Source organism: Methanoculleus chikugoensis, assembly GCF_900095385.1.
Lineage (GTDB): Archaea > Halobacteriota > Methanomicrobia > Methanomicrobiales > Methanoculleaceae > Methanoculleus > Methanoculleus chikugoensis_A.
The window spans coordinates 1-14,555 of sequence record NZ_FMID01000040.1; the positions used below are offsets into that span (position 1 = coordinate 1).

Below are 14,555 nucleotides of genomic sequence, written 5' to 3' on the forward strand. Positions count from 1 at the left end.
GTCACTCTGGAAGTCGTGGACAAACGCACCAAGAGGGTGATCTCGAAGCACACGATGAGGGCATGAGAGGGACTGCCGCCAAAGCGCACGTTTTTGTACCCGAACGCTTCTAGAGACTGGTATGTTCAGATCAATTCTCGTGGCGGTCGACGGATCGGCGATCGGGCACCGGGCGCTCGAAGAGGCTCTTGCCGTCGCCCGCGCCATGGGGGTCCCCGTGCATGCCGTACACGTCGTCCAGACCGCCACGTATCCCTCGCTGACCCTCAACGAGCTCGAACCCCCCGCTATCGCCCAGCAGGCGCTTTTCGACGCGCTCGACCGGGAGGCCGACGAGATCCTCGCCGCCGCCGAAGAGAAGGGAGCCGCCGCCGGTGTCCCGCTCACCGCCCACAAACGCCAGGGACATCCGGGAGCGGAGATCATCGCGCTGGCTCGGGAACTCGGCGCCGGCCTGACCGTGGTCGGGTCGCACGGCAAGGGCCGGCTCGGCCGCTTCTTTCTCGGGAGCACCAGTTCCTACGTCGTCGACCACGCGGCGTCAACGGTCATGGTCGTCAGGGGCGAACCCGACGTAGCCTGACGACCGGACGACGCCGCGAGCGACGAGCCGCGCCACCCGGATGGGTTCGGGCACCCTTCCTTCGTACGTGAAGTCGTTGCAGAGCCTTGCGGCGTCTTCCGGGGAGATGCCGCATGAACGGACAAACAGCGTATACCCCGAACGCAGCCGGACGGGAAGCCGGTCGCCGAGCCGCCGGTATGCCGCGAGCCTCTCAACGTCGTCCGGGAAGTGGCGCCGGATATCCTCGTCGAGCCCCTCCGACTCCTCGTAGGTGACGACGACAACAGGAAGACCGGTCGCCTGATGCACCGCCGCCGGGTCGATGATGTTGTACCAGGCGATGACGCTCCCGCCGATCATCAGGACGTTGATGTCCCGGCGGGCGAGACGGGTGAAGAGCCGGACGACCGCATCGGTGGCATCCGATCCGCCGACGGTCACCCGGGCGAAGGCCGCTCCGTCGATCCGGAGGTCCTTTCGCATGACGACGCCGGCAAGGGTGGACTGCTCCCTTCCTGCATAACTCTCGGCGATACCGAGAGCCCGGAGCCCCGATTTGGCTACGTGCATGCGAAGTCCTTATGTTGCTCAATCGGATATAGTATATCAATGAACGTCGAGCGAGATGAGGTCTGTATCTTCATCCCCACGTTAAACGAGGCCCCGACGATCGGCGAGCTGGTCGAGGGGTTCCGGCAACGCGGTTTTCCCGACATCCTCGTCATGGACGGGAACAGTACCGACGGAACGCCCGATATCGCCCGGGCCGAGGGAGCGGTTGTCCGGACGCAGACGGGGAAAGGAAAGGGCAACGCCATCATCGAGGCCGTGGATATCATCGACAAGCCCTACGTGCTCATGCTCGACGGCGACGGCACCTATTCGCCGGACGACGCGGAGAAGATGCTCGAACCCCTGGGCCGCGGATTCGATCACGTCATCGGGAACCGTCTCGTCAATCCCGAGGCGGGAGCATTCACGCGGTTAAATCTCCTCGGCAACCAGCTCCTCAACACGATGTTCCGGATAGCGCACGGAAAAGACCTCAGCGATATCCTCTCCGGCTACCGCGCCTTTACCCTTCACTCGATCCGGCAGATGACGCTTAAAGAGGCAGGGTTCGAGATCGAGACGGAGATGGCCGTCGAGGCGGTGAGGAACGGGCAACGGGTCACGGTCGTCCCGGTCCGGTATCTCTCGCGGCCCGGCACCGTCACGAAACTGAACCCGTTCCAGGACGGCCTGCGGATCTTCTCGACGATATACCGGCTCGCGAAGATGAACAACCCAATCTTCTACTTCGGGATCATCGGCCTCTTCATATCGCTCATCGGGGGCGTCATCGGCGTCTACGTCGTTCTCGAATGGCTCAAGAACATCGAGCACCTCCCGCTCACCATCCTCACGGTTCTCCTGATCACGATGGGCTTTCAGATCTTCATGTTCGGCGTAATCAGCGACATGCTGCTCGGGTTCCACCGTGAGACGACCCGCCAGATCGAGCAGTTACAGAACTCCCCGAAGCCTCCCCGATAAGAAGAGGATCCGGCAGGCGTACTCGGCGATCGAGGTGTAGATATACGCCTCGTCGAGCGTTTTTCCGGCTGCAAACGTCCCGTGCCCCCGGACGATGACGATATGACCGTCCTGGAGCGCCCCGGCGACGTTCTCTGCGATCTCGTCGGTTCCGGGGTTCCCGGCGACGACCGGGATCTCGGGGCAGAGCATCCCTCCCTCGCTGTCGGCCGGCCGGACGAGGTCGGTATCGAGCGAGGCGGCGACGGCGTGAACCGGGTGGGCGTGGACGATCGCAGAGTGCGGCGTCTCCCGGTAGACCGCGCGGTGAACCCGGTACTCGCTCGAAGCCTCGCGCGGGGCGTCGCCCGCATCCGGCACAAAGACCGGGGCCTCCCCCGCGTCGAGATACGCGCCGGTCCGGGTGATGTTAAAGCCGCCCTCGCCCCGCACGCTCATGTTCCCGAAATTCGCTCCCACGAGCCCTTCCATGAAGAGTCTCTTTCCGATCCGTTCGAACTCCCGATCCAGCATTTTCGGCACCCTGATCTTCGTACAGGATGGTTTGGCGTACAACGGGATATGTGCATGCCGCCCGGGGTACGGGGGCGGGGGGCGGGTGTGCTGCAGGGAATGCTGGTAGTGTGGCGGGAGAGCCGGGGTTGAGGCAAGAGACATCAAATGCCTGATGGGGGTTATCCTTGCAAGCCCGGTCCACTGGACCGTGGGAATATCGCCATAGACTGCCCCTGCCCTTTGGGGCGGGGAACGACGCTCCGCTAGGAGCGGAGTTTAAGCACCGCAGGTGCGAATGAGGAGACCGGAGGCCGGGTGAGGTGCGACGGACGGGACGTCCGGAGCTTGAGAAGACCTGAGGTCTTCGAGTGGGGGCTACAGGAATCCCTTCGTATGTGGAGACAGGGGAGGGGGCTTGCCCCCTCCCCGTCAGCCCTTCCCCCAAGGCGATATCCCCTCGGAATCCGTGCACGAATATTCAACACTCTATGAGGATTCTGAGTTTGAGAATAATGGAGAGTTTTGATGTGCGGACAATAGTTATGCCCTTTCATGCAAAATGGGTTCACACAGTCGGGTTCTCACCCCTCTCCAGCCAAAAGAAAGAAAATTATACAAACTTCACGCCGACATCCCGCATCTTATTGAACCGGGCGATGTTGAGGAGGAGGGGCGTCACGCTCTCGACGATGGACGCAGCCGCAAGCGGCCCCCCGTCATAAGCGCGGAGGCGTGAGACGTTGTTGACGATCTCCATCACTTTCTGCTTCGCACCGTCGTCGTCGCAGCAGACGGCTACCGAGTAGTCCAGTTCCTCGTCGAGCATCTTCCACTTGTTCGCGGCGATGTTGTTGAACGCAGCGCAGACGGTCGCGCTTTCGGGAAGCATCCCCTTGATCATCATCGCCGCCGAACCCTCCGGGGGAGGAGCGTAGTAGAAGTAGTTCGTCCGCTCGATCGGGTTGACGGGGCTGACGACGATTTTGTCCTCGAACCCGGTCAGGGTGTTCAGGGTGGGAGCCACGTGCTTGAAGGGTATCGCGAGGACGACGACGTCCGCCTCATCGACCGCGTGCTGGTTGGTGACGCCCACGAGGCTGCACTCCATCCCCTGCACCTGCAGGGTCTCCCGGCAGGTCTCGCAGGTCGCGACCGCCTTTACCTCCTCACGCGATCCGACGATCACGTCGTACTTCGGCGAGAGCCGGAGGGCCATGCCCTCCCCGATATCGCCGGTTCCCCCAACGATCCCGATCTTCACTGCTCCACCAGCGGTTTTAGAATATTTTCGAGTGTGCCGAGATCCTGGACGCCCACCAGTTTCCGGACGAGATCCCCGTCTTTCTCGATGACGAGCGTAGGTACGAACTGGATGTCGTATTTGGCGGCATATTGCCGTGTCTGTTCGGAATCGACACCGACGTCGATCTTTCGGATGTCAACCCGGTCGCCCATCTTTGCTTTGAGCTCGTCGATGATTGGTGACTGCTGGTGGCACGGACCGCACCACTCGGCAAAAAAGTCCATTAGAACCGGTTTTCCCATAAGACTGTACCCCGTTCAAACATTGTGTGTGAACGGGGCAATAAAGGTTATTGTCCTTCGGCTGACTGAGCGTTTTACGTATTGTATTTGAAGAAATAGAAGGTGTAGATAAACAATTTTCAGTATGTCGCACTTGAGGATAAAGTTATCTCATCCCCCGACCGCGGGCGCCTCTGCGCGCTCCCGGGCGAACCGGAGCAGCACCTCTGCCTGCAGCGCCGCCGCGCCCAGGGTAAAAATGAGGCGGTATGACGTCCCGGCAAATTTGCCGGAAGGTCGCGATCGAGAACAGCAATACTTATAGGGGTGGTATCCATACAAGCCATCTTATGAAGTATCTGACAATTCTGTTGGTTCTCCTGCTCGCTGTGAGCCTGGCGGCGAGCGGCTGCACGAGTACGACCGCCGACCCTGCACCGACACCCGGGACGGCCGCGTCGACCACGGCGAAATATTCGATCGGTGACGTTGTGCAGGTCGATCCGTCGAATCCCAATTACAGCGAGTATGCCGCACTGTTGATCGTAGATGTAGGCGAAATCTACTATACATGCGAGGTTGTCGTCCGGGAGTCCCCAACCAGCGCATGGATGATATACCCTGAAAATCGGATGACGTCTCGCCATACAGATTTAGAATTCGGTTTCCCACACTACATGGAACAGGTAGACCCGGGCACTATTGCGACGTGGACGGCCACACCAACGCCGACGCTGACGCCTAAACCGACGCCAACTCTGAAACCCGATACGGCGACCTTGGGCGAGAAGAACGCCGCGGCGAAGGCGTTGAGTTACCTACGATATTCGGCGTTCTCGCGCGAAGGATTGATCGACCAACTCGAGTTTGAAGGATTCTCCCACACAGAGGCCGTGTATGGCGCTGACCAATCCGGCGCTGACTGGTATGAGCAGGCGGCGAAGAAGGCTGAGCAGTATTTGAAATACTCGTCGTTCTCCCGGTCCGGGCTGATCGACCAACTGGAGTTTGAGGGATTCACCCGCTCACAGGCTGAATATGGGGTGAAGGCGGTCGGGTACTAACCCCCTTTCTCCTACCCGGATACTCCCGGACAAGGCCATTTTGCGCCCTGTTAAAAGTGGTTGTGGTGGAGTTACGCCTTCACCGGCGCGGCGATCAGCTGAACCAGGGCGTCCCACGCCTCCGGCTGCTCCTCACGGATGCGGGCGATCGATGCCCGGAAGTGTGGGTCGTCGGGGGCCGTGCCGGCATCTTTTGCAAGCATCCTCTCCAGGAAGTCGCCGGGCGCCTCCTTCTTCTGCGGCATACCGCACACGGTGCAGAAACGCCTCTCCCCTTCTAGGATGGCACCACACCGCGTGCAGGGCACCGGCTCCCGGGCGACCGGGGCGGCGACCTCTGCCTCGTCGAAGACCCGCCGGATCTCCTCGGCGAGTGCCTGCTTGTAGTGCTGCAAGGCTTTACCTGTGTCGCGGCTCTCGCCGCCGGTCAGGGTGCTCTCTGTGTCGTCCATGCGTGCCAGGACACGCGAAATCAGTTTTCCGAAGTCGATTTCTGCCATAGTCTTATTCACCTGTTGGTTCCCCCTTGACATGCCGCCGGGAGGGGTTGCACCTCCTCGCCCGCGTGGTTACGGTCGGCGGTCTGCGTTCCAGTTCTCCAGGATGGCCACGACCTCCTGGACTTCCGCGCGAAGCGCCTTCGCCTCCGCGCGCAGGGCTTGCACGTCCTCGACGGGGATCATGCAAACGACCTCACGAGGTCGGCGTCGATTGGCTTCGCCTGCTCCTTGTCCGCGTCGATGATCGGGGCCGGGGCGGAGAGCCGGGCGGCGATCTGTTGCCCGGAGAGCACCTTCTGCACCTGGGCGAGCGGTGCGGTCATCAGCCGCGCCTCGATCTTCACGTCACCGCCTTGCCGGACCGGGAGAGCCTCGCGCTGCCGGCGTGACCGATGCAGACTTCACGGCCGGGGCGTTCCTGCACGAACGAGATATCGACCACGCGACCGCTTAGGAGCTCCGAAACGTCCGCGGCGGCGATCACAAGTTCGCCGAGCTGCCACCCATCCACCCGCACCTGCAGGGCGTCGTGGTGCTTCTGGATTTTCCCACATGGTTTGAAGGGCATAGTTGTTTCACCTACATTGTAAATTACTTTGTATATTGCATATTACAACGCATAGGCATATATAATTTACTGTGTAACTTACAATGCATATGGCAAGAGAAGGAAAGGGCCGGGTTGTGCCGGTCGGGAAGGCGAAAACCCGATATGTCACCGTCCCGGCAGATGTCGCCGGGGATGATAGGTTCCCATTCGAGGACGGCGAAGAGGTTACGGTGAGGATAGAAGAGGATAAGCGCCGCGTCGTTGTTGAGAAGGTCGAATAACTTCTTCTATACATCTTCATATCGTCGATTTAACGCCACACATCCCCTTCGAGGCAGTTAGATCAACTACATCTGATATCTTCGAGAATACGCGCGGTGCGGGGTGATTTGGTAAGTGATCTTTTCCCCCTCAACGGAGGTGATCTTTCCGGGGGTCAAACGACCCGATCACGCGGAACGTCCCCTCGACCGCGGGCCGGGGCAACCAGATCCCGTCGCCTTCCAGCCACTCAAACGTCCCGTTGTCGTGCTGCATCACCACGAGCAGGTGATAGACGTCGACCTCTGGATCGTATTCGTAGACCATCCAGTACCCGAGATCGGCGTCGGCGGCGTACCGTGGCTGCAGGAGGTCGGCCGGCTCAAACTTGTTCTGCGGCAGGCTCACGAGCACTGCGAGCGCCACGACGAGCAGGATAATTGCGATCACCGCGCCGATGCGCGCCGGGGTCCAGAAAGAGGTTTCAGAATCAGTCATGAGAGGGGATAGGGGATAGGGATATATATAGAGGAAGGATCTATTCGGCCGCGATCGTCCCCTTGGGGTTGGATACTGGTTCCATGTTCGTCCTTGTCTGTGGTAGTGCCTGCGTGACCCCGCCGGCGAGGGTGTTTATACGGGCGATATCGAGACAGGCTCGTCGCGCACTACGATGTCATCGCCGGTCTGCTGGCTGTAATACCACGTCGCCGCCCATACCGCCAGCCCTACGGAGAGCACGAGGTCGTCGTGGTCGCCTTCCCGCCATGCCTCATAACTGTCATGTGCGGTTTTCAGGTTCACCTTGATCTTGAACGCCAGGAGCTCATTGATCAGGGTTTCCGCGTCCGGGAGCGCCGCCGCGATCTTGAGCCGCTTGTTTTGCAGCGATACCGCCAGCTCCCCCACAATGTCACGCTTCGGGACCCGAAAGTATGGGCCGTCGCGGTTCATGGTATCCCCGCCCGTGATAGTGATACAGACGGGCGTCAGCCCTTCCAGAAAGAGCATGTCGGTCACCGCCCGCCCTACCCCGGTGTTATCGACGATCAGGTCTGTACCGGGCGGGAGACGTGCCATAATCTCCTTCACGCGGGCGACCTGCTCGGGGTAGGGTGTCCCGATCGGGAGCCGTTCCAGGTGCCGGACGTGGTGCGTGAGCGGGATGCTCTCGACCACCGTCTCGGTTGTCCGAAGGCGTCGGGTCTCGGGGTCGCGGTCTTCGTGCTGTACGGGGTATGGCGTCGGGCGAACCTCGATCGCGCTGATCGCGGTGTAGTCGGCCGCCTGTCCTAAATCTAGTCCTACAAAATATCTCGTCATTCGGTTGCCTCGTCAAAGAGCGGGAAAACGTCGTCGTCGAGTCCGGCGGCGGTCCTCGTCACCGGTGGGGCGAAGAGCAGGGGCACGTCCTCGGAGACCGCGCCCATCACGTCGTCGTAGCGGAATACGCTATCCGTCGCCTGCCGGAACTCGCACATGTACTCTTGTTCAAACCACCAATCCCCGATCGCCCGCCGCTCCTGCTCCAGGAACTCCGGAGTTATCCGCGGGCACCGGGGCGCGGGGATCTTGATCCGCTGCCAGTCGTCGCCGCCTTCGGTCCATGCCTCGAAGAAGTGACCGCGCTTGCCGAACGGCGTACTCATCAGGATCAGCCGCCCGCCGCTGACGGCAAGCATCGGTCGGATCGAGTAGTAGAGTGCATCCGGCACCCGGGCGGCCTCGTCCTCAATCACGAGATCGGGCGCGCTGAAACCGCGGATCGTGGCTTCGGTGCCGGGGAGGGAGACCACTCTCGATCCGTTCTCCAGCGCAAACGAGAGCTTATTGTCTTCCGTCAACCGGGGCCGGTCGTCCAGGGCATCCAGGAACCCGGTCACTTTCTTGAACAGTTCACTTGACTGCCGGAGCGACGGGCTCACGAGGAGCACGAGGCTGCCGGGCCGGAAGTGTGCCGTATGGAGCGCCACGATCGCGGTGGTGGTGCTCTTCCCGGCCTGCCGGCTGCAGTTGAGGAGCAGGCGGTTTGCCGGGGAGAGGAGGACTTCGACCTGCCAGGGGTCCGGCTCGAAGTCGAGTTGTTCCCGGGCGAAGATCACGGGGTCCATAAGGTGCCGAACCGGGGCGGTCGTCACGAGTCTTCGACCTCCTTTAGCGCCTCTGCAAGCCGGACCCGGATGTCTGGATACGGCTGAAGTTCGCGGAAGATGACCGCCTGGATCTTCAACCACTGCGGCGACTGATAGATGTTGATCGTCGTCCCGTCGCCCGGGAGATCCCCGGCGATCTGGAGTAATGGCTTTGCCAGGTCGCCGGCCGTCTTCCACAGATACGCCATCTTCTTGTCGTCCCCTTCCTCCTCGGCTCTGTTCGCTGCGCGGGCGAGTGAATCGAACCCGCGGGACAGTTCCTTAAGCATCTTCGCGGTGCCGGAGACGGCCTTCTGTCGCTCTGCATCGACGACGGCCGCCGAGATGTGTTTCTTATGGCGACCGATCGCGGCTTCGGAAACATCGAATCTCTGCGATATGCTCCGGTATTTTTCGCCTGAAACGATCGCTTGATCGATCTCGGCCCGCTGTGGGTGGGTGCAGATGGTGCACTGTCGCGCCATTATCGCCGGGACCTCCGATCATCGGTGGCGGGGTCGCGGTCAACACCCACCAGAGAGTACCGGCCGCACCTCGGGCACGGGACAGGGGTGATAAGCCGGTCGCCGCGCCATCGTGCCCCGTGGACTCCAAAAATCCGGGTGGCAGATGTCCCGGGTGCATCGTCCCTTACACAGACCACGGAGACCTCGGGGGGGAAGGTCTCGAAGAACTGTTGCGAGGCGGCAGAGGTCATGACTGTACCCCCATCTCCCGCGCCCGGGCTCGCAGGATAATTCTCTGGCACACGTCGCAGATCCACACCCGGCCGTCCCTGCTCTTCAGAGTCGCCGGGCGGCTCTGGCACACCTGGCACTTCTCTTGGTGCGGCGGTGCGGCGATCAGGTCGTCGGGATCGATCGCTCCGGGCAGTGGTGCGTTCTGCCCCATCTCATCTTTGGGATGCCCCCCTCTTTCCCATGTCTTTTCCCGGTCATTTCCCGGGGTGGGTAATGACCTTCCCGCCACTGATAGCGTCCCGTTTGTTATTAGGGGCGTAGTAACTCCCATCTCATTTTTGGGATGAACCTCTTTTCCCACCTCGTCGGGATCGCCCACACGGGGGCACGGGGGTGTGTGGCGGGGTGTGTTCTCGCTCTCTCTGGGATATCCCTCTCTCCCTCTATCTCTATCTCTCTCTATCTCTCTCTCTTCTGGGAAAGGAACAGAGGAGAGACGCGCGAAGGTGTTTTCCCAACTTGGGAAAAGACCGGGAAAAGACCGGGAAACCTGGGTAAAGATGCTCTTCGCCATGTCCGTATCGAGAGTGACTGCACCACGACCGCTCCATGCCCGATACAATCCCGTATCGAAGTAATACCGCTTCTCCCGGTGCCCGTGCCGAAGGCCTTCCTCCACCATCGAGACGGAAACGTCTTGAACGGTGAGGGCGGGGCACTTGTCGAGGAGTCCGCCGGTGCCGCGTTCGGCCCTGCCGTGTAGGATCCTCCAGACCCGGAGCGCCGGGAGACCACTTACGGCTACAAGGTCGTTCCGGTTGAATGACTCCCGGTGCATCAGCTCGATAAGCCGGAGTATCCGGGCCTCGTCGGGAGTCAGCTGGTTCACCTGACTGCCTGACTCGTCGGTCAGTTCGTGGTAGAGGGTCAGAGCGTCCCGGAAGTCATCGATCGCGGCGATGATCCGGCCGCGGTCGTCCCGGGGGCGCTGCATGAACCGGATGCGGGCGAAGCACTTGATCAGGTCAACGAAGATCCGCCCGTTCCGTCGGTTCCGCATGTCACCGAACCGGATCGCCGGGGCGAAGGGCACCCACACCGGGATCACTTCCGCGCCTATGGCAGACCACATCGCGCGACACACGGCGAACCGCCGGGCCTTCTCCTCCTCGTCTTCGCCGTATGCCTCCTCATGGAGCATATGCTCGAAGAACTCCCGATCCGCCTCTTCGCTGTCGTCGCACCACGGCTGAAGGCATCGGTTGTGGAATTGGTCATCCGCCATATCGTCGGCGGACGCCATCCACCACACACACCGGGGCGGGAGCATCTTTACGATCGGTTCCCGACGAGCGCCGACGGTCCGCAGCGGCTCGGGGTCTCTGAAGTCAGAGGTTGCCCCCCGGAAAAGTTCCTGCAACCCTTCGCTCATCCCTTTGTCATCGAGAACGAGGATCGCCCGCTCGGGGATATCGTGGTAAAAGAGCGCCCGGTCTGACAGCGTGCCGCCGATCTGCGATTCCTTCGGCATCTGTCGGAGGATCGAGTCATAGCTCGAACTCTTGCCCTTGCCGCTCGGGCCGGTCGTCAGGACGTGCAACCCTCGGGTATTCTCGACCACCCGCGACGCGGCCGACACATAGCAGCATTTCGCTATGGTGTCATCGCTGACGTGCTCGCTGTGGAACACGTCGAGCAGGTAATCCACTGGATCCCCGTCCTCCAGTATCTCCAATGCCTCCGCTTCAACGTCGAGGGTGATCTCCGGGTCGGGGACCCCCTCCGGAGAAGGGAGATCCACTTCATACCCCTTCGCCCGGAGGACATCGAAGACTTCGCGCCAGTGACCATGCAGGCACCCGGGGCGCACCGCGGAGCAGTCGATGATCTCCTCCTCGACGGCGATCCATTCGACCGGGCCGCCGCCGGTTCCGCACCGGAAGCAGTACCAGGTGTTTTCATGCGGATTGATCGCGAAGTTCTGTCCGGTCGTCGAGCCGTGCACCGGGTGACTCCCGCGGATCTCGTCGCCGCACCGCACACCGTCGGTGAGGGTGCAGACGTCCGTGATCGAGAGGTTGAGCCGGTCGGTGATCGTCCGGCCGCCGCGGGGGCGGGGGCGGGTCGGCATCATCTCCACCGGCTCCCGCTCTCCTCCGCTCTCCTTCAGCACGAGACCATGCTCCTGGATGATCGGTTCAAGCGCCTGCTTGATCTCCTCCCTGGTGAGCACCGGGAAGGGCTCGCCGAATCCTCGCGTTATCGCGTAAAGGATCGGGCGTTCCCGTGTGCTATCAGGGTGCTCCCCGTAGATCAGAGCGTGCTTGCTCCCGGTGAATATCTCCAGAGCCGGGTGATCGGGGTCGTCCTTCGGGGCGTACTGCACGATCGGGCTCTCCGGTCGTCCGCCGTCCGGGTCGAGGATGGCAAAGAGTTTGCTACCCTTCTTCCCGACACCGACAACGCACCGCTCCAGGGTGGGGGCGTTTGCGACCGCATCACAGAGGCTCGTGTCGTCGATATCCAGGACGATAACCTGCCGGCCGCTGTTCCAGTCAGGATGCAGCGGGACGGAGATAGAGCAGTCCTTGACGGTCGCCTGCCGGTGATAGTCCTCGTTGCTCCACCATGCCCTGACCGCGGCCATGCGTTCCGGGCTCGGGACGTGGAACGAGTCGCCCGGCGGCGCGCTATCGCCGTAGACTCCCCGCCGCGATATCTGCGGGATCGGGCTCTTGGACTTCGGCCGGCACGGGAGCGGGGTGATCCCCTGCTCCCGTAGCCAGTGGACGATATCGAGCGGGGTTAGCGGTCCTGCGGTCGCGGGGCGGCTCGTTGGTGCCGGTCTTGGCGGCGGTTGTGGCGCTGCTCCTTTCGGTGAGCGTATGATCTGAAAACCAGATGCCTTCGCATCCCCGAACGGGTCGCCAGCGGTCACGGCGTCACCTCATCAAGACGATAGCCCGGCAGTCGCCGGAGAGGGCAACCCCGCACCGAGAAGCGCCGACACGGCCCGTTTGATGTCAGGAACGAGCCGCATAGCGTGCCAGCCAAAGACCGGCAGACGGTCGGCAGATCCTTTGATGATATGCCCCCGGAGGATATAAGAACCTCAATATATTTCTCCTGCATATAATTCATTGCAGTTCCTCGCTGTGTCGCTGAGGTAGGTCTTCGCCGAGACCTTCCTCGAATCCTTGTTCGCTGTTCTCTCGTCATTCTCTACAACCCACAGTCCCATGTCTACCATGATCGAGCCGATTCCTTCGAGCGCGGGGTTGTTCGACTCGAAGAGCTCGATCGTTTCACGAGTCACGAGCCGGGGCCGCTCCCGGGTCGCAGGGGTGACACTTATGTTTCCAGAAGGAAGACTAGTGATCACCGGCTCGCCTCCGCCGCGGGTGCGGGTTGGGTCTGGCGGGAGGGGAGGGATGTTGGTGCATTACATCCCCTCTCGTCCTCGATTTCTTTCAACTTCGCCTCAAGTGCATCGCGGAGAGTCCGGGACATATTGATTCCCGCCTCTTTTGCGCGCACCTTTAGCGAAGCGTCGATTTGAAGGCAGGTGGGAGAATACGTTCTCCCTCCGCGGGTTCTATCCGACATGAGAGTGTATAGGATAGCAAAGCATATAGGATATAATCGTCCTAATATTCCATAAGGTGTCCTACTATGACTCTTAACGAGACTCAACAAAAGGTGCTATTTAAAATCGGAATGTCCCCTGGGAGCAACGCGCTTTCGATTGCAAAAGAATTGGACCGTGATCAGTCCGGGATAAATAAAATATGTCACGCACTGCGTAAGTGGGGACTTATAACTGCAACTAAAAAAGAGAATATCAAAAAAGCCCGGGTAAACGAGTTAAGACTAACGGCCTTGGGGTTCGCGCTGGTATTGGAAACTATGTCCACATCTCACTTGGGGCATAGTGATAAATCTCTCCCCCGCGACTATCATGCAAAGGTGATGTCGCTTTTAAGCAGCAACCGGGATCTCCACGAAGGGATTGATATTTTCTTTGATTTCTATTCATTCTTCACTAAACAAAATAATAATCCAGACTATAGCTTTTACATGATCAGGCCGATGTTATCCACGGTGAACAGATATCTCGGCACATATAAATTTAATTTGAGACTCCGCTCTACTAATCTGGGAGGAGAGGATTACGATAAAACAATCCAGAGAGACTTATATGTGCGCCTTTTTTTTGGGCTCTGGAATTTTATGCACTTCCGCAACCCAGCAGTTTGGCTCCCCCCCGATTCATCATCCACCGATGGCCACGAGGACGCCAAAGAGTATGAACAGGAGATAGAATTTTACAGAGGTAAAATACTACCAAGGTTCCAAAAATCGAGAGGGTGGGATCTGATTTTAGAGGAATTGGCTAACCGCGAAGCCGAATGCGCCCGCGTGAATGCCCTAAGAACCTGGATACAAAAAAATTAGGTTTCTTTATTTTTCAACCATCAACGCCTTAATCCGCTCGTCCACAAACCGCTACGGCGCCTCCGGGGGCGAGTGTCGATACCCACCTGTAGCACGCTCTTCACCGCGATCTCTCATCGAAAACGGTCAGGGGCGGACTCATACCCTTCTCGGCTTCCTGGTAAGATCGATAGAAGTCACGATAGAGAGGAATCGTATCCTTCTTCTTATTTATTAGAGCCTTTTGAAAGCCGTATTTCAGATAAAATCCCTCAGACTTCGGTTTTGCATCAACCGTGATCATGCGGCACCCCACATACTGCGAGAGCCGCATGGCGATGGCCACCGTCTTCAACAACATGGCCCGTCCGATACCTCGCCCCTCAAACTCCTGGTGCGTTGCCAGTCGTGCGATCTTCAGCGCCGGATAGTGCGGGTATGGATACCATTCTTCGCCGTCGTCGTCACTGACACTTTTCCTGATGATGCAGTCGTTGGTGAGCGTGAAAAACCCGACGACTTGCCCTTCATATAGTACGATTCGCGTGGCCGACAGCCGGGCAGCCTGGTTCTCGAGTGCATCTTCGATCAGGAACTCAGTCAGGTCCGGTTCTCTGCATCGGAATGCTGAAATGTCAATGTCCTCATTGAGAAGAGAAAAAGATAGATTACTGAGGGGTATTTTCATATTCAAAGTCGCATCTCGCGGGCGAGGATGGCGGCTTCGCGAATCAACTCGCGGCCGTCATCGGTGTCTGTGGGGTGGTCCAGATAGCGCTGGAACCGCCGGGCG

Annotated in this window: 20 protein-coding genes; 5 read left to right on the plus strand and 15 right to left on the minus strand. The window is 60.0% G+C overall.

Annotated features, from left to right (window positions below; all coding sequences use genetic code 11):
• Positions 1–121 precede the first annotated feature (121 nt).
• Entirely contained in the window at positions 122–583 is a 462-nt protein-coding gene (locus L21_RS08095; protein WP_074369975.1) for a universal stress protein, read from the plus strand.
• Here L21_RS08095 and L21_RS08100 read toward each other — a convergent pair.
• On the minus strand, positions 542–1,135 hold the full coding sequence (locus tag L21_RS08100; protein WP_074369976.1) for an endonuclease dU: 594 nt from the start codon (positions 1,133–1,135) through the stop codon (positions 542–544). The two genes, L21_RS08095 and L21_RS08100, sit on opposite strands and share 42 nt — an antisense overlap.
• A 39-nt stretch (positions 1,136–1,174) precedes the next feature.
• Here L21_RS08100 and aglJ point away from each other — a divergent pair, with 39 nt between their 5' ends.
• Positions 1,175–2,101: an S-layer glycoprotein N-glycosyltransferase AglJ gene (aglJ, locus tag L21_RS08105; RefSeq protein WP_074369977.1), complete on the plus strand. Its 927-nt coding sequence runs from the start codon at positions 1,175–1,177 to the stop codon at positions 2,099–2,101.
• On the opposite strand, the gene L21_RS08110 is transcribed toward aglJ, so the two are convergent.
• The 3 genes from L21_RS08110 to L21_RS08120 form a co-directional block, all read right to left on the minus strand.
• Entirely contained in the window at positions 2,072–2,614 is a 543-nt protein-coding gene (locus L21_RS08110; RefSeq protein WP_074369978.1) for an aldolase, read from the minus strand. The genes aglJ and L21_RS08110 overlap by 30 nt on opposite strands.
• A 592-nt stretch (positions 2,615–3,206) precedes the next feature.
• Entirely contained in the window at positions 3,207–3,857 is a 651-nt protein-coding gene (npdG, locus tag L21_RS08115) for an NADPH-dependent F420 reductase (protein ID WP_074369979.1), read from the minus strand.
• Positions 3,854–4,141: a thioredoxin family protein gene (locus tag L21_RS08120; protein WP_074369980.1), complete on the minus strand. Its 288-nt coding sequence runs from the start codon at positions 4,139–4,141 to the stop codon at positions 3,854–3,856. Before L21_RS08120 ends, npdG begins: the two co-directional genes overlap by 4 nt.
• Before the next feature lie 329 nt (positions 4,142–4,470).
• Between L21_RS08120 and L21_RS14300 the strand changes: the two genes are divergently transcribed.
• Positions 4,471–5,184: an Ltp family lipoprotein gene (locus tag L21_RS14300; protein ID WP_074369981.1), complete on the plus strand. Its 714-nt coding sequence runs from the start codon at positions 4,471–4,473 to the stop codon at positions 5,182–5,184.
• A 71-nt stretch (positions 5,185–5,255) separates the two neighbouring features.
• On the opposite strand, the gene L21_RS08130 is transcribed toward L21_RS14300, so the two are convergent.
• The 3 genes from L21_RS08130 to L21_RS08135 form a co-directional block, all read right to left on the minus strand.
• On the minus strand, positions 5,256–5,684 hold the full coding sequence (locus L21_RS08130) for a zinc ribbon domain-containing protein (protein ID WP_143727242.1): 429 nt from the start codon (positions 5,682–5,684) through the stop codon (positions 5,256–5,258).
• Between the two features lie 179 nt (positions 5,685–5,863).
• A complete protein-coding gene (locus L21_RS14115) occupies positions 5,864–6,028 on the minus strand; it encodes a hypothetical protein (RefSeq protein ID WP_178377701.1) in 165 nt (54 codons plus the stop codon).
• Positions 6,025–6,252 carry a hypothetical protein gene (locus L21_RS08135; RefSeq protein ID WP_074369983.1) on the minus strand — a complete coding sequence of 76 codons (228 nt, stop codon included), beginning with the start codon at positions 6,250–6,252 and terminating at the stop codon, positions 6,025–6,027. Before L21_RS08135 ends, L21_RS14115 begins: the two co-directional genes overlap by 4 nt.
• A gap of 89 nt (positions 6,253–6,341) precedes the next feature.
• On the opposite strand from L21_RS08135, the gene L21_RS14120 reads away from it, so the two are divergent.
• Positions 6,342–6,515, plus strand: a complete 174-nt coding sequence (locus L21_RS14120; protein ID WP_178377702.1) for a hypothetical protein — start codon at positions 6,342–6,344, stop codon at positions 6,513–6,515.
• A 130-nt stretch (positions 6,516–6,645) separates the two neighbouring features.
• Here L21_RS14120 and L21_RS08140 read toward each other — a convergent pair whose 3' ends face one another.
• The 7 genes from L21_RS08140 to L21_RS14600 form a co-directional block, all read right to left on the minus strand.
• On the minus strand, positions 6,646–6,993 hold the full coding sequence (locus tag L21_RS08140; protein WP_074369984.1) for a hypothetical protein: 348 nt from the start codon (positions 6,991–6,993) through the stop codon (positions 6,646–6,648).
• Positions 6,994–7,128: 135 nt separating this feature from the next.
• Positions 7,129–7,818 (minus strand): hypothetical protein, encoded by a 690-nt coding sequence (locus L21_RS08145; RefSeq protein WP_074369985.1) that lies wholly within the window; start codon positions 7,816–7,818, stop codon positions 7,129–7,131.
• On the minus strand, positions 7,815–8,606 hold the full coding sequence (locus L21_RS08150) for a terminase large subunit domain-containing protein (RefSeq protein WP_074369986.1): 792 nt from the start codon (positions 8,604–8,606) through the stop codon (positions 7,815–7,817). The genes L21_RS08145 and L21_RS08150 overlap by 4 nt, the downstream gene beginning before the upstream one ends.
• 23 nt (positions 8,607–8,629) lie before the next feature.
• On the minus strand, positions 8,630–9,112 hold the full coding sequence (locus L21_RS08155) for a hypothetical protein (RefSeq protein ID WP_074369987.1): 483 nt from the start codon (positions 9,110–9,112) through the stop codon (positions 8,630–8,632).
• A 229-nt stretch (positions 9,113–9,341) separates the two neighbouring features.
• Positions 9,342–12,266 carry a hypothetical protein gene (locus L21_RS08160; protein WP_143727243.1) on the minus strand — a complete coding sequence of 975 codons (2,925 nt, stop codon included), beginning with the start codon at positions 12,264–12,266 and terminating at the stop codon, positions 9,342–9,344.
• 174 nt (positions 12,267–12,440) lie between these two features.
• A complete protein-coding gene (locus L21_RS13835; RefSeq protein WP_143727244.1) occupies positions 12,441–12,710 on the minus strand; it encodes a hypothetical protein in 270 nt (89 codons plus the stop codon).
• Positions 12,707–12,934 (minus strand): type II toxin-antitoxin system CcdA family antitoxin, encoded by a 228-nt coding sequence (locus L21_RS14600; protein WP_074369989.1) that lies wholly within the window; start codon positions 12,932–12,934, stop codon positions 12,707–12,709. The genes L21_RS13835 and L21_RS14600 overlap by 4 nt, the downstream gene beginning before the upstream one ends.
• Positions 12,935–13,000: 66 nt before the next feature.
• Here L21_RS14600 and L21_RS08170 point away from each other — a divergent pair, with 66 nt between their 5' ends.
• Positions 13,001–13,783: a MarR family winged helix-turn-helix transcriptional regulator gene (locus L21_RS08170; RefSeq protein WP_074369990.1), complete on the plus strand. Its 783-nt coding sequence runs from the start codon at positions 13,001–13,003 to the stop codon at positions 13,781–13,783.
• Positions 13,784–13,883: 100 nt separating this feature from the next.
• On the opposite strand, the gene L21_RS08175 is transcribed toward L21_RS08170, so the two are convergent.
• Entirely contained in the window at positions 13,884–14,450 is a 567-nt protein-coding gene (locus L21_RS08175; RefSeq protein ID WP_074369991.1) for a GNAT family N-acetyltransferase, read from the minus strand.
• Positions 14,451–14,555 lie beyond the last annotated feature (105 nt).

Excerpts from the sequence above, each read along its gene's own strand:
- L21_RS08095 (WP_074369975.1), top strand. The coding sequence starts at position 122 with ATGTTCAGATCAATTCTCGTGGCGGTCGACGGATCGGCGATCGGGCAC.
- L21_RS08100 (WP_074369976.1), bottom strand. The coding sequence starts at position 1,135 with ATGCACGTAGCCAAATCGGGGCTCCGGGCTCTCGGTATCGCCGAGAGT.
- aglJ (WP_074369977.1), top strand. The coding sequence starts at position 1,175 with ATGAACGTCGAGCGAGATGAGGTCTGTATCTTCATCCCCACGTTAAAC.
- L21_RS08110 (WP_074369978.1), bottom strand. The coding sequence starts at position 2,614 with ATGCTGGATCGGGAGTTCGAACGGATCGGAAAGAGACTCTTCATGGAA.
- L21_RS08120 (WP_074369980.1), bottom strand. The coding sequence starts at position 4,141 with ATGGGAAAACCGGTTCTAATGGACTTTTTTGCCGAGTGGTGCGGTCCG.
- L21_RS14300 (WP_074369981.1), top strand. The coding sequence starts at position 4,471 with ATGAAGTATCTGACAATTCTGTTGGTTCTCCTGCTCGCTGTGAGCCTG.
- L21_RS08130 (WP_143727242.1), bottom strand. The coding sequence starts at position 5,684 with ATGGCAGAAATCGACTTCGGAAAACTGATTTCGCGTGTCCTGGCACGC.
- L21_RS08135 (WP_074369983.1), bottom strand. The coding sequence starts at position 6,252 with ATGCCCTTCAAACCATGTGGGAAAATCCAGAAGCACCACGACGCCCTG.
- L21_RS14120 (WP_178377702.1), top strand. The coding sequence starts at position 6,342 with ATGGCAAGAGAAGGAAAGGGCCGGGTTGTGCCGGTCGGGAAGGCGAAA.
- L21_RS08140 (WP_074369984.1), bottom strand. The coding sequence starts at position 6,993 with ATGACTGATTCTGAAACCTCTTTCTGGACCCCGGCGCGCATCGGCGCG.
- L21_RS08145 (WP_074369985.1), bottom strand. The coding sequence starts at position 7,818 with ATGACGAGATATTTTGTAGGACTAGATTTAGGACAGGCGGCCGACTAC.
- L21_RS08150 (WP_074369986.1), bottom strand. The coding sequence starts at position 8,606 with ATGGACCCCGTGATCTTCGCCCGGGAACAACTCGACTTCGAGCCGGAC.
- L21_RS08155 (WP_074369987.1), bottom strand. The coding sequence starts at position 9,112 with ATGGCGCGACAGTGCACCATCTGCACCCACCCACAGCGGGCCGAGATC.
- L21_RS14600 (WP_074369989.1), bottom strand. The coding sequence starts at position 12,934 with ATGTCGGATAGAACCCGCGGAGGGAGAACGTATTCTCCCACCTGCCTT.
- L21_RS08170 (WP_074369990.1), top strand. The coding sequence starts at position 13,001 with ATGACTCTTAACGAGACTCAACAAAAGGTGCTATTTAAAATCGGAATG.
- L21_RS08175 (WP_074369991.1), bottom strand. The coding sequence starts at position 14,450 with ATGAAAATACCCCTCAGTAATCTATCTTTTTCTCTTCTCAATGAGGAC.